Source organism: Rhizobium atlanticum (genome assembly GCF_030182485.1).
Classification (GTDB): domain Bacteria; phylum Pseudomonadota; class Alphaproteobacteria; order Rhizobiales; family Rhizobiaceae; genus Rhizobium.
This window is the reverse complement of sequence record NZ_JAQJCJ010000014.1, coordinates 118,424-131,112: the sequence shown is the minus strand read 5'-3', so window position 1 is coordinate 131,112 and position 12,689 is coordinate 118,424. Positions and strand designations below refer to the sequence as shown.

11 protein-coding genes are annotated in these 12,689 nt (G+C 63.0%); 7 read left to right on the top strand and 4 right to left on the bottom strand.

Annotated elements, in window-relative coordinates:
- Positions 1 to 65: 65 nt before the first annotated feature.
- Both groL and groES read right to left on the bottom strand, forming a co-directional pair.
- Positions 66 to 1,703, bottom strand: a complete 1,638-nt coding sequence (groL, locus tag PH551_RS20965; protein WP_088396568.1) for a chaperonin GroEL — start codon at positions 1,701 to 1,703, stop codon at positions 66 to 68.
- Positions 1,704 to 1,774: 71 nt separating this feature from the next.
- Positions 1,775 to 2,071, bottom strand: a complete 297-nt coding sequence (gene groES / locus PH551_RS20960) for a co-chaperone GroES (RefSeq protein ID WP_004675403.1) — start codon at positions 2,069 to 2,071, stop codon at positions 1,775 to 1,777.
- 342 nt (positions 2,072 to 2,413) lie between these two features.
- Between groES and PH551_RS20955 the strand changes: the two genes are divergently transcribed.
- From PH551_RS20955 to PH551_RS20940, 4 genes are all read left to right on the top strand, one after another.
- On the top strand, positions 2,414 to 3,262 hold the full coding sequence (locus PH551_RS20955) for a TIGR01459 family HAD-type hydrolase (protein WP_285194789.1): 849 nt from the start codon (positions 2,414 to 2,416) through the stop codon (positions 3,260 to 3,262).
- A gap of 14 nt (positions 3,263 to 3,276) precedes the next feature.
- Positions 3,277 to 4,260 carry a bifunctional riboflavin kinase/FAD synthetase gene (locus tag PH551_RS20950; protein ID WP_085779972.1) on the top strand — a complete coding sequence of 328 codons (984 nt, stop codon included), beginning with the start codon at positions 3,277 to 3,279 and terminating at the stop codon, positions 4,258 to 4,260.
- A 285-nt stretch (positions 4,261 to 4,545) separates the two neighbouring features.
- Positions 4,546 to 7,452: an isoleucine--tRNA ligase gene (gene ileS / locus PH551_RS20945; RefSeq protein WP_285194788.1), complete on the top strand. Its 2,907-nt coding sequence runs from the start codon at positions 4,546 to 4,548 to the stop codon at positions 7,450 to 7,452.
- Positions 7,453 to 7,583: 131 nt separating this feature from the next.
- On the top strand, positions 7,584 to 8,213 hold the full coding sequence (locus tag PH551_RS20940; RefSeq protein WP_085777111.1) for a hypothetical protein: 630 nt from the start codon (positions 7,584 to 7,586) through the stop codon (positions 8,211 to 8,213).
- A gap of 113 nt (positions 8,214 to 8,326) precedes the next feature.
- Here PH551_RS20940 and PH551_RS20935 read toward each other — a convergent pair whose 3' ends face one another.
- Complete coding sequence (locus tag PH551_RS20935) at positions 8,327 to 8,764, bottom strand: nucleoside deaminase (RefSeq protein WP_285194847.1); 438 nt, start codon at positions 8,762 to 8,764, stop codon at positions 8,327 to 8,329.
- 90 nt (positions 8,765 to 8,854) lie between these two features.
- Between PH551_RS20935 and PH551_RS20930 the strand changes: the two genes are divergently transcribed.
- The 3 genes from PH551_RS20930 to PH551_RS20920 are packed head-to-tail and all read left to right on the top strand — an operon-like array spanning position 8,855 to position 12,218.
- Positions 8,855 to 10,780: a pseudouridine synthase gene (locus tag PH551_RS20930; RefSeq protein ID WP_285194787.1), complete on the top strand. Its 1,926-nt coding sequence runs from the start codon at positions 8,855 to 8,857 to the stop codon at positions 10,778 to 10,780.
- Positions 10,761 to 11,321, top strand: coding sequence for a 16S rRNA (guanine(966)-N(2))-methyltransferase RsmD (gene rsmD / locus PH551_RS20925; protein ID WP_285194786.1), 561 nt, complete (start codon positions 10,761 to 10,763; stop codon positions 11,319 to 11,321). Before PH551_RS20930 ends, rsmD begins: the two co-directional genes overlap by 20 nt.
- A gap of 15 nt (positions 11,322 to 11,336) precedes the next feature.
- Positions 11,337 to 12,218, top strand: coding sequence for a patatin-like phospholipase family protein (locus tag PH551_RS20920; RefSeq protein ID WP_285194785.1), 882 nt, complete (start codon positions 11,337 to 11,339; stop codon positions 12,216 to 12,218).
- Here the strand turns inward: PH551_RS20920 and PH551_RS20915 are convergent.
- Positions 12,207 to 12,686 carry an EVE domain-containing protein gene (locus PH551_RS20915; protein ID WP_285194784.1) on the bottom strand — a complete coding sequence of 160 codons (480 nt, stop codon included), beginning with the start codon at positions 12,684 to 12,686 and terminating at the stop codon, positions 12,207 to 12,209. The genes PH551_RS20920 and PH551_RS20915 overlap by 12 nt on opposite strands.
- Positions 12,687 to 12,689 lie beyond the last annotated feature (3 nt).

The following is a 12,689-nucleotide window of genomic DNA, read 5'->3' as shown; positions in this document are numbered from 1 at the left end:
GACCCGGGGGCCGCCCTTCCTGTTCCGGATGTGCCGGAATGGATGTCAGTGACGGCTTTCGCCTATCACATCATGTCCATTCCACCCATGCCGCCCATGCCGCCCGGCATAGCCGGAGCGTCCTTCTTCGGCAGCTCGGCGATCATGGCTTCGGTGGTGATCAGCAGCGATGCGACGGAAGCGGCATCCTGCAGGGCGGTACGAACGACCTTGACAGGGTCGATGATGCCCATGCCGATCATGTCGCCATATTCGCCGGTCTGGGCGTTGTAGCCGTAGTTGTCCTGATCCTTGTCGAGGATCTTGCCGACAACGATCGAAGCTTCGTCACCAGCGTTTTCAGCGATCTGGCGGGCCGGAGCCTGCAGAGCGCGGCGAACGATGTTGATGCCGGCTTCCTGGTCGTCGTTGACGCCCTTGGCAGAGATCTTGACGGAAGAACGCAGCAGGGCAACGCCGCCGCCCGGTACGATACCTTCCTGAACGGCAGCGCGCGTCGCGTTGAGGGCGTCGTCGATGCGGTCCTTCTTTTCCTTGACTTCGACTTCGGTCGAGCCACCGACGCGGATGACCGCAACGCCACCAGCGAGCTTGGCAAGACGTTCCTGCAGCTTCTCGCGGTCGTAGTCGGAGGTGGTTTCTTCGATCTGGGCCTTGATCTGGGCAACGCGGCCTTCGATGTCGGACTTGGCGCCCGAACCGTCGACGATCGTGGTGTTTTCCTTGGAGATCGAAACCTTCTTGGCGCGGCCGAGCATGTCGAGCGTGACGCTTTCGAGCTTGATGCCGAGGTCTTCGGAGATGACGGTGCCGCCGGTCAGGATGGCGATGTCTTCGAGCATGGCCTTGCGGCGGTCGCCGAAGCCAGGCGCCTTGACAGCAGCGATCTTGAGGCCACCGCGCAGCTTGTTGACGACGAGGGTCGCAAGCGCTTCGCCTTCGACGTCTTCAGCGATGATGAGGAGCGGCTTGCCGGTCTGGACGACGGCTTCGAGAACCGGGAGCATCGACTGCAGGTTCGAGAGCTTCTTCTCGTGGAGGAGAATGAAGACGTCTTCGAGGTCGGCAACCATCTTTTCCGGGTTGGTGACGAAGTAGGGGCTGAGATAGCCGCGGTCGAACTGCATGCCTTCGACGACTTCGAGTTCGGTTTCGGCGGTCTTGGCTTCTTCAACCGTGATGACGCCTTCGTTGCCGACCTTCTGCATGGCTTCGGCAATGTCGAGACCGACCTGGCGTTCGCCGTTTGCGGAGATCGTGCCGACCTGGGCGACTTCTTCCGAAGTGTTGATCTTCTTGGCCTTGGCCTGGAGATCCTTGACGACTTCGGCAACGGCGAGATCGATGCCGCGCTTCAGGTCCATCGGGTTCATGCCTGCGGCAACGGCCTTGGCGCCTTCGCGAACGATCGCCTGGGCAAGAACGGTTGCAGTCGTGGTGCCGTCACCGGCGATGTCGTTGGTCTTCGAAGCGACTTCGCGGACCATCTGGGCGCCCATGTTTTCGAACTTGTCTTCAAGTTCGATTTCCTTGGCGACGGAAACGCCGTCCTTGGTGATGCGCGGAGCGCCGAAGGACTTGTCGATGATGACGTTACGGCCCTTCGGGCCGAGCGTGACCTTCACTGCGTCGGCGAGAATGTCGACGCCGCGCAGCATCTTTTCGCGCGCGGTGCGGCCAAACTTGATTTCTTTAGCTGCCATGTTTGTGTCTCCTGAATTCGATTTGTTCGGGCAACAAGCCCGTCAGCCATTTCGGGAAGCGGATCGGCCGATCAGCCGATGATGCCCATGATGTCGGCTTCCTTCATGATAAGAAGGTCTTCGCCGTTGATCTTGACTTCAGTGCCGGACCACTTGCCGAACAGGACGCGGTCGCCAGCCTTGACGTCGAGAGCGACGACCTTGCCGGACTCGTCACGTGCGCCGGAGCCGACGGCGACGATTTCGCCTTCCTGCGGCTTTTCCTTGGCAGTGTCGGGAATGATGATGCCGCCCTTGGTCTTCTCTTCGGACTCGACGCGACGAACGACGACGCGGTCGTGAAGCGGACGGAAATTGGTGCTTGCCATTGTCTAATCCCTCGATCGAATGACATTCGCGGACCGGAGCGGTCCGCATGGATAAGTGTTAGCACTCCTCTCTGGTGAGTGCTAGCGCTCGAGCATTTAGGGATGGCTCCGAGAGGAGTCAATGAGAGCAATCACGAATTTTTGTGCCGGAATTGTGAAGAGGCGGCGAATTATCGGAGGTTACCGCCGAAATCTTGTCTGGCATAGCAACGTTGCCAGGCCTTGCCGTCCCCTCTCGCCGGTGTTGCCGAGGATCTTGTCTGCCAAGGTGAAGAAAATGCCTTGCCATCGCCTTGCGCCTTTGCAATGTCACCGGTGACTGAAGCAAATCGGGAAATTGGAATGGCCAGGCGGATAGGAAACTTCTCGGAGATCACGGATCGCTATGACGTGGTGCTCTGCGACGTCTGGGGCGTCGTTCATAACGGCGTGGATCCGTTTCCGAAGGCCGCCGCCGCCCTTCAATCCGCGCGTGAGAGCGGCCTTGCCGTCGTCCTCATCACCAATTCGCCGCGCCTTTCCTGGCAGGTGGTCGAGCAACTGCGCCATATCGGCGTTCCCGATGACGCCTATGACCGGATCGTCACTTCGGGGGACGTCACCCGAGGGCTGATTTCCGAGGGGCCGAAGAAGGTCTTTCTGCTCGGCCCCGAGCGCGACAAGGCGCTTCTCGAAGGCATCGGCGTCGAGCGCCGGCCGGCCGGTGAAGCGCAATCGCTCGTCTGCACTGGCTTTTTCGACGACGAGACCGAAAAGCCCGAGGACTACACCGACATGCTCCTCGATTTCCAGGCGCGCGACGTGCCGATGATCTGCGCCAATCCCGACCTCGTCGTCGAACGCGGCCATCGCATCATCCCCTGTGCCGGCGCCATGGCTGCCTATTACGAGCAGCTCGGCGGTAAAACCCGCATTGCCGGCAAGCCGCACCGGCCGATTTACGAGGCGACGCTTTCGGCCGCCCGCGAGCTTCGCGGCGATTTTTCCACCGACCGTGTGCTGGCGATCGGCGACGGTATGCCGACGGATGTGCGCGGCGCCTTGAATTTCGGCCTGGATCTTCTCTACATCAGCGGCGGGATCCATGCCAAGGAATACACCTTGAACGGCGAGACCGACGAGGCGATCCTCAACGCCTATCTCGAGCGGGAGAAGGCCGCGCCGAAGTGGTGGATGCCGCGCCTTGCATGAAGAGAAGCCAGCCGATGACCGTCTTCCACCGCAATGAAACCCGCGAAGCCTTGCCTGCCCATCTGAAGGGCGGGGTCATTGCCATCGGCAATTTCGACGGCGTGCATCGCGGCCATCAATCGGTGCTGAACCGCGCGCTCGAAATAGCGAAGGCGCGCGGTATTCCTGCCCTGGTGCTGACCTTCGAGCCGCATCCGCGCACGGTGTTCCGGCCGCAGACACCGGTCTTCCGGCTGACACCCGCGCCGCTCAAGGCCCGGATTCTGGAAACGCTCGGTTTCAACGCAGTCATCGAATATCCTTTCGACTACGAATTTTCGCAGCGCTCGGCCGACGATTTCATCCATTCGATCCTCAAGGATTGGCTAGGCGCCACCGAAGTCGTCACCGGCTTCGATTTCCATTTCGGCCGCGGCCGCGAAGGCGGGCCTGCCTTCCTGATGAATGCCGGCCAGACCTATGGTTTCGGCGTCACCCTGATCGACGCCTTCCGCGACGAGAACGCCGATGTCGTCTCGTCGAGCCATATCCGGGCGCTGCTGAAGGACGGCAATGTCAGCGAAGCCGCCGGCATGCTCGGCTACCGCTATACGGTCGAAGCCGAGGTGATCGACGGCGAAAAGCTCGGCCGGCAACTCGGTTTTCCTACCGCCAATATGCGCCTGCCGCCCGAGGCCGAACTTGCCGCCGGCATCTACGCCGTTCGCTTCCGCCGCCGGGACGGAACGCTCCACGATGCCGTCGCGAGCTACGGCCGCCGCCCGACGGTGACGGAAAACGGCGCGCCGCTGCTCGAAACCTATCTGTTCGATTTTCACGGCGATCTCTACGGCCAGCTCTGCGCCGTCTCCTTCTTCGGCTATCTCAGACCCGAACTGAAATTCGATGGCCTCGATGCGCTTGTCGTCCAGATCAAACGCGACGAGGAAGAGGCGAGGGCGCTGCTGGCGGGCGTGGCGCCATTGGGCGAACTCGATCGCAAGCTTTGCTTCTCCTGAGAGTGCACTGGTCGGAATGTTCCGGGTGCATGCCGGATTCGGCAGTGCCTCGCGATCGTAGGCAGGCAATTTCCTCTCTTCCTTTTCCCGGCAAAAACGCCTATGAACCGGCGCTATGACGAAACTTCGGCTGGCAATGACGATACGAATTATCGGCCCGGCCTTCCGCGCGCGCTAAGCGGCCGGGAGGTCCGGGTTTTCGGCGCTTGCGAGCAGGCGCTTCCGCCGCCACCTATTTTCACGTCCGTCGCGCCCTCACGGGGCTGCCAGAAACGATTGTCACACATGACCGAAACAGCCGAAAAGATCGATTACTCGAAGACCCTCTATCTGCCTGAAACCGATTTCCCGATGCGCGCCGGTCTGCCGCAGAAGGAACCGGAGCTTGTTGCCCGCTGGCAGCAGATGGATCTCTATAAGAAACTGCGCGCCTCCGCCGCCGGCCGCGAGAAATTCGTCCTGCACGACGGCCCGCCCTATGCCAATGGCAACATCCATATCGGCCATGCGCTGAACAAGATCCTCAAGGACGTCATCAACCGTTCGTTCCAGATGCGCGGCTATGACGCCAACTACGTGCCCGGCTGGGATTGCCACGGCCTGCCGATCGAATGGAAGATCGAGGAAGAGAACTATCGCGCCAAGGGAAAGGCGAAGCCTGACCTGAGCGAGCCGGCGGCGATGATCGGCTTCCGCCGCGAGTGCCGCGCCTATGCCGAGAAGTGGATCAAGGTCCAGGGTGACGAGTTCCAGCGCCTCGGCATCGTGGGCGACTTCGAAAACCCGTATCTGACGATGAACTTCCATGCGGAAAGCCGCATCGCTGGTGAGCTCTTGAAGATCGCCGCTAGCGGCCAACTCTACCGCGGCTCCAAGCCGATTATGTGGTCGGTGGTCGAGCGCACCGCGCTGGCGGAAGCCGAGGTCGAGTACCACGACTATGAAAGCGACACGATCTGGGTGAAATTCCCCATCGCGAAAGGCCCCGACAGCGTCAAGGATGCCTTCGTCGTCATCTGGACGACCACGCCATGGACGATCCCCGGCAACCGCGCGGTCGCCTATTCCTCACGTGTCGCCTACGGCCTTTACGAGGTCACGGCTGCCGAGAATGATTTCGGCCCGCGTCCGGGCGAGAAGCTTGTTTTCGCCGACAAGTTGGCCGAGGAATCCTTTGCCAAGGCGAAGCTGCAGTACCGGCGCCTAGCCGATGTCACGGCTGCCGATCTCGCCGGCATGGCCTGCGCACATCCCCTCCGAGGCCTGGAAGGCGGTTACGAATTTGTCGTGCCGCTGCTCGAGGGCGATCATGTCACCGACGATGCCGGCACCGGTTTCGTGCACACCGCACCCAGCCACGGCCGCGAAGACTTTGACGTCTGGATGGCGCATGCCCGTGAGATCGAGGCGCGCGGCATCGAGACCAAGATCCCGTTCCCGGTCGACGACGGCGGCTTCTACACGGCGGATGCTCCCGGTCTGGAAGGCGCACGCGTCATCGACGACAACGGCAAGAAGGGCGATGCCAATGATCGCGTCATCAAGGCGCTGATCGAGCGCAATGCGCTCTTTGCCCGCGGTCGGCTGAAGCACCAGTATCCGCATTCCTGGCGCTCGAAGAAGCCGGTGATCTTCCGCAATACGCCACAGTGGTTCGTCTATATGGACAAGACGCTGCCGGATGGAACGACGCTGCGCAGCCGGGCCCTCGGCGCGATCGACGACACCCGTTTTGTGCCGGCGGCCGGGCAGAACCGTCTGCGTGCGATGATCGAGCAGCGTCCGGATTGGGTTCTTTCCCGTCAAAGAGCGTGGGGTGTGCCGATCTGCGTCTTCGTGAATGAGCAGGGCGAAGTTCTGAAAGACGAGGCCGTCAACCAGCGCATCCTCAATGCCTTCGACGCCGAAGGCGCCGACGCCTGGTTTGCCGAAGGCGCCAAGGAACGGTTTCTTGGTAACGAGCACGACCCGGCCAAGTGGACACAGGTCATGGATATCCTCGACGTCTGGTTCGACTCGGGCTCGACGCACACCTTCACGCTGGAGGATCGCCCCGACCTGAAATGGCCGGCCGACCTTTATCTCGAAGGGTCCGACCAGCATCGCGGCTGGTTCCATTCTTCGCTCTTGGAATCGGCTGCCACCCGCGGCCGCGCGCCTTATAACGCCGTCCTTACCCATGGTTTCACCATGGACGAGAAGGGCGAGAAGATGTCGAAGTCGAAGGGCAACGTCACCTCGCCGCAGGAGGTGATGAAGGATGCCGGCGCCGACATCCTGCGTCTCTGGGTCATGACCTCGGACTACGCTGATGATCTCCGCGTCGGCAAGACGATCATCCAGACCAATGTCGATGCCTATCGCAAGCTGCGCAATACCATCCGCTGGATGCTCGGCACGCTCGCTCACGACAAGGGGGAGGTCATCGCGCTTGCCGATCTGCCGGAGCTGGAGCAGCTGATGCTGCACCGTCTCTCCGAGCTCGATCAGCTCGTGCGCGAGAATTATGATGCCTTCGACTTCAAGAAGATCGCCCGCGCATTGATCGACTTTGCCAATGTCGAGCTCTCGGCCTTCTACTTCGACGTCCGCAAGGATGCGCTCTATTGTGATGCGCCCTCCAGCCTCCGCCGTCGCTCGGCGCTCTATGTCATCCGCATGATCTTCGATTGCGTGGTGACCTGGCTTGCGCCGATGCTTCCGTTTACGACGGAAGAGGCATGGCTCTCACGCAATCCCTCGGCTATCTCGGTGCATCTGGAGCAGTTCGCTCCGGTCGCCAAGGAATGGCGCAACGATGCGCTGGCCGAAAAGTGGAGGAAGATCCGCGCGATCCGCAGCGTCGTGACCGGCGCGCTCGAAATCGAGCGCAAGGACAAGCGCATCGGTTCCTCGCTCGAGGCGGCGCCCGTTGTCTATGTCGCCGATGCGGCGCTTCGCGAGGCGCTCGAGGGCCAGGATTTCAGCGAAGTCTGCATCACCTCTGGCATCACGATCAAGTCAGATGCCGGCCCGGCCGACGCTTTCCGCTTGGCCGAGGTGCCTGACGTCGCCGTCGTGCCGAAGCCTGCCGAAGGCGTCAAATGCGCCCGTTCCTGGCGCATCACCACCGATGTCGGTTCTGATCCGGACTATCCCGACGTCTCGGCGCGCGACGCCGCCGCCTTGCGCGAACTCGGCATCCGCGCCTGAAGATATTTGCCGGGTGAATTGCCATTGCGGCGTTCATCCGGTAAAAGCTGCCTGAAAATGGCCGGATTTTTGCGTCAGGGGGACGGTTGTCCGGTAGGGCGACGATTGCACCGGTGGCTGGAAGGGTTTTCATGTTCGCAACGCATTGGTTCCGTATTGGCGCCTGCCTGTCTGTTGTCATGGCGGGATGCTCCCTTGTGTCCGGCTGCGCCAGCAGCCCGACCTACGGCACCGACAAGACCGCCATGGAGCAGCTGACCGACGATCTTGGCCAGTCCGTGTCTCTGACCGGACCGGAACCGAAGAACAAGGGCGTCAAATACACGCCGCGCCCGACGCTGGTGCTGCCGGCTGAGGGCCAGCGAGAGACCCTCGTCGCGCCGCAGCCGACGGTGGCCAACAAGGACAATCCGCAATGGCTTGAATCGCCGGAGGAGACCCGCGCCCGCCTCGTCTCCGAGGCTGACGCCAATTCGGACAATCCGAATTACCGCTCCCCGCTGGCAAGCTCCGCCATCGAAGGCGGCCGGCGCACGACCGAAGCCCAGACCCAGGCCTATCGCGAGGCCCGAGCCCTGCAGAAGGGCTCCTACGTCGATCAGCGTCGCTACATTTCCGATCCGCCGCCCGGTTACCGAACCGTCGACGACCCGGCCAAGCTCGATGACGTCGGCGAGCCGGAGCTCAAGAAGCAGAAGAAGCGCAAGAAGGACGCGGCAATCGCCAATTCCGGCAAGCAGTGGTGGAACTTCCTGCAGTAGCAGCTTTGACCGGCCTGTAGCCCATGCTTTTTGGTTGGTTCGAGTTCTATCGATATCACCGGACCGGCCCCTCATCCGCCTGCCGGGATGACGGTGTTGTGCAGGCCCTGAGATTACGGCGCCTCTCTTCGTTCCGCAAAGAATCGCCGCAAAATCTCGGCCGACTGCACCTCATCGATTCCCGAATAGACTTCCGGCGCGTGATGGCAGGTCGGTTGCGCATAGAATCGCACGCCATTGTCGACGGCGCCGCCCTTCGGATCCTCGGCGCCGTAATAGAGCCTGCGGATGCGCGCAAACGAGATGGCTGCCGCGCACATGGTGCAAGGCTCCAGCGTCACATAGAGATCGGCGCCGGTAAGGCGCTCCTGCCCAAGTGCCTCGCAGGCGAGCCGGATTGCGGCGATTTCGGCGTGCGCGGTAACGTCGTTGAGCTCGCGCGTGCGGTTTCCCGAGCGTGAAACAGCAATATTGTCGACAACGACGACCGCGCCGATCGGCACCTCGCCGCGTTCTCCGGCGGCGCGCGCTTCTTCAAGCGCCATCTCCATGAAACGATTTGTCTTCACGATCGCAAGAATTTCCACTTAACCGCAGATGCGTGACCTGATAGACAGGCCCAAAAGGCAGGCAAACAGCAAATGACACCCAAAGACAAGCCAAAACGCCCGGGCGCAAAGCCCCTTTCACGGGATAACAGGCCGAAGGCGGGCGGTGCGAAGCCGGCGAAGGCCGCAACCGCGCGCTCGGCGGCGGCGGAAGCCGACAGCGACACCAAGGCCGAACGCATTTCCAAGGTGATGGCGCGTGCAGGCGTCGCCTCCCGCCGCGACATCGAGCGCATGATCATGGAAGGCCGTGTGACGCTGAACGGCACGGTTCTCGAAACCCCCGTCGTCAACGTCACGCTTGCCGACCGCATCGAGGTCGACGGCGTGCCGATCCGCGGCATCGAGCGCACCAGGCTCTGGCTCTATCACAAGCCGGCAGGCCTCGTGACCACCAATGCCGATCCGGAAGGCCGTCCGACCGTCTTCGACAACCTGCCGGAAGAGCTGCCCCGCGTCATGTCGATCGGCCGGCTCGACATCAACACCGAAGGCCTACTGCTGCTCACCAATGACGGCGGTCTCGCCCGCGCCCTCGAACTGCCGGCGACCGGTTGGCTGCGCCGCTACCGCGTCCGCGCCCATGGCGAGATCGATCAGGAGGCGCTCGACAAGCTGAAGGACGGTATCGCCGTCGACGGCGTGCTCTACGGCTCGATCGAGGCGACCCTCGACCGCACGAAAGGTTCGAACGTCTGGATCACCATGGGCCTTCGCGAAGGCAAGAACCGCGAAATCAAAAATGTGCTCGGCGCGCTCGGTCTCGATGTCAACCGTCTGATCCGCATTTCCTATGGGCCGTTCCAGCTCGGTGACTTGCCGGAAGGCCATGTCGTCGAGGTGCGCGGCCGCACATTGCGTGACCAACTCGGCCCGCGCCTGATCGAGGAAGCCAAGGCGAATTTCGACGCGCCGATCTACAATGCGCCCGCCGTCGCTGCCGAAGAAGAGGAAGAGGCTTCGGCACCGGCCGCACCAGCAAAGCGCGAGCGGCCGCGACGCGAGGAGGATAAGCGCGAACGGGCGCTGAGCCGCCTCGACACCAAGCGCGACGATCGCCCCGGCGGGCGCAGAGACGACGATCGCGGCGGCGGCCGCAGGGATGAAGACAAGCCCAAGCGCGCCCAGTCGCTCGGCCAGCGCCGCAGCGCCAATGTCTGGATGGCGCCCGGCGCCCGGCCCCTCGGCGAGAAGGCGGCAGCCAAGGCCGCCAAGAATGCGCAGACCGCGCGCCGGCGCGGCGAGCAGACGCAGGCAAAGGGCACCGGTTTCCACTATATCGAAGATCGCCCGCGCACGCAGATCAATCGCGTGCGCGAGGAGGACGGCGAATGGATCCGCTCGAGCGAGCAGCCCCACCGCAAGGATGAGGGCGAAGGCCGCGGCCACAAGCGCTCGTTCGGCGATCGCCCGGCCCGCGAAGACCGCGGTTATGGTGACCGCCCGGCGCGTGGCGAAGGCCGTGCGGAGCGTTCGCGCGGCGACCGGCCATTCGGCGACAAGCCGCGCGGCGATCGCAAGCCGCGCGCGGATGGTGATGAGCGTCCTCGCGCCGCCAGAGCGTCCACCGGCGAGAGTCGTTCTGAGCGCCCGCGCAGCGACCGCCCCTTCGGCGATCGACCTTCGCGTGGCGATCGACCTTTCGCCGGCAAGCCGCGTGGCGATCGAAAGCCGCGCGAGGAGGGTGACGAGCGCCCGCGGACAGCCAGAAGCTTCGCCGGCGAGGGGCGCTCCGAGCGTCCGCGCGGCGAACGCTCGTTCGGCGACAAGGCCCCGGGCGAGAAGCCGCGCGGCAAGAGCTTTGGCGCCAAGCCCGGTGGACCCAAGAATTTTTCCGGCAAACCTAAGGGCGCCAAGCCAGGCGGTGAAAGGCCGGCCGGGGACAGGCCGGCGGGCGGTCCGTCCAGAGGTGGTGCTCGAGGAAAGGGAATGACGCGCGGTGCGGATCGTCGGCGGTGAGTTTCGCGGACGGCCTCTCGCCGTGCCAAAATCCAACGATATCCGGCCGACTGCCGACCGGACGCGCGAGAGTCTGTTCAATATTTTGAGCCATGCCTATCCGGAATGTGTCGACGGCACCCGGATCCTCGATCTTTTTGCCGGAACCGGCGCCGTCGGCCTCGAAGCCGTCTCGCGCGGCTGTCGTCACGCGCTCTTCGTCGAAAACAGTGTCGAGGGCCGGGCGCTGCTCTGGGAAAACATCGATGCGCTCGGCCTGCACGGCCGTACCCGCATCCTGCGCCGCGATGCGACCGATCTTGGCAGCGTCGGCAATCTCGAGCCTTTCGACGTTCTCTTTGCCGATCCGCCCTATGGCAAAGGCCTGGGCGAGAAGGCGATGGCGGCCGCCGCCGTTGGCGGCTGGCTGCGGCCGGGGGCGATCGCGGTGCTCGAAGAACGCGCCGACATTGTCGTTTCGGTCGACCCTTCCTATGTTTTCCTCGAAAGCCGCATCTTTGGCGATACGAGGGTGCATTTCTTCCGGTATCAGCCGCAATAGGCGCAGGGGCGGGGCGTGCAGCAGGCAGAGATCATCAGTCCGAAACTGCCTGCGATCAGCGATTTGCCGACGGTCGCTGTCGCCTTCGGCGGCGGCGGCGCGCGCGGCCTGTCCCATATCCATGTCATTGAAACCCTCGACGAACTTGGCATCCGCCCTGTGGCGATTGCAGGTTCGTCGATCGGCGCGATCATGGGGGCGGGCATGGCCGCCGGCATGTCCGGCGCCGAGATCCGCGAACATGCGCTGGCAACCGTCGGCAACAAGACGGCCGTCGTCGCCCGCATCTGGGGCATGAGGCCGACGACAGTGCGCGATGCCGTGGCCAAGGGCATCCGCATCGGCCAGTTCAACCTGGAGCGGATCCTCAAAGCTTTCCTGCCGTCGGAGCTGCCGGCCCGCTTTGCGGATCTGCTGGTGCCGACAAAGGTGATCACCACAGATTATTACGGGCAGAACGAGGTGATCATCGAAGAGGGCGAGCTGTTTCCCGCACTTGCCGCCTCGTCCTCCATCCCCGCCGTTTTCATGCCGGTGCGCCTGCGCGGCCGCGTGATGATCGATGGCGGCATCAGCAATCCTGTGCCTTATGAGTGCCTGATGGATCTTGCCGACATCGTCGTCGGCGTCGATGTCGTCGGCGCTCCCGAGGGCGACGGCACTCATATTCCCAACCGCATGGAAAGCATCTTCGGTTCCGGACAGCTGATGATGCAGACGGCGATCTCGCTGAAGCTGAAGCTTTGCCAGCCGCACATCTTCCTGCGCCCGACGGTCGGCCGCACCGGCGTCATGGATTTCCTGAAGGCTCGCGAAGTGCTGGCTATGTCCGTCGGCGTCAAGGACGATCTGAAATTCGCCCTCGACCGCGAGATCGAAGCGCGGCTAAAACGCTAAGGAACCTTGCACGGGCACCGTTGCCGGCGTCCGCGAGACATGCGCCAGCGGTTCAGCGAACATCGCTTCGGCTATGAGCTCGGCATCGTTATTGTCGATTTCGAAGAGACCAAAGCGCAGTCGATAGCCCCAGCCTGTCCGATCGCTCGTGAAAGATAGCCGATCGAGCAGCGGCCGGATGGGCGTTTCAATGGCCCGCCACCAGACGACATCCCGCCTCCAAGGGCGGAAGCCGGGGTGAGCCTCCACTTGATATGCCGCCGTTTCCTCGACCACGCCGATGGCCGTGAACGCCTGCAGGCGATCCTTGCCGCCAAACGTTTCAGTCGGCGAATAGTAAATCACGCGGTCCCCTGGCGCGCTCCGCTTGAGCGGAGCGGCCTTGCCGTGACAGACTTGCATGAACCCGGCTGCGCGCCCGATGCGGACGTGGTTTGCTGATGCGACGGCAATCCAGCTGCGGGACATGGT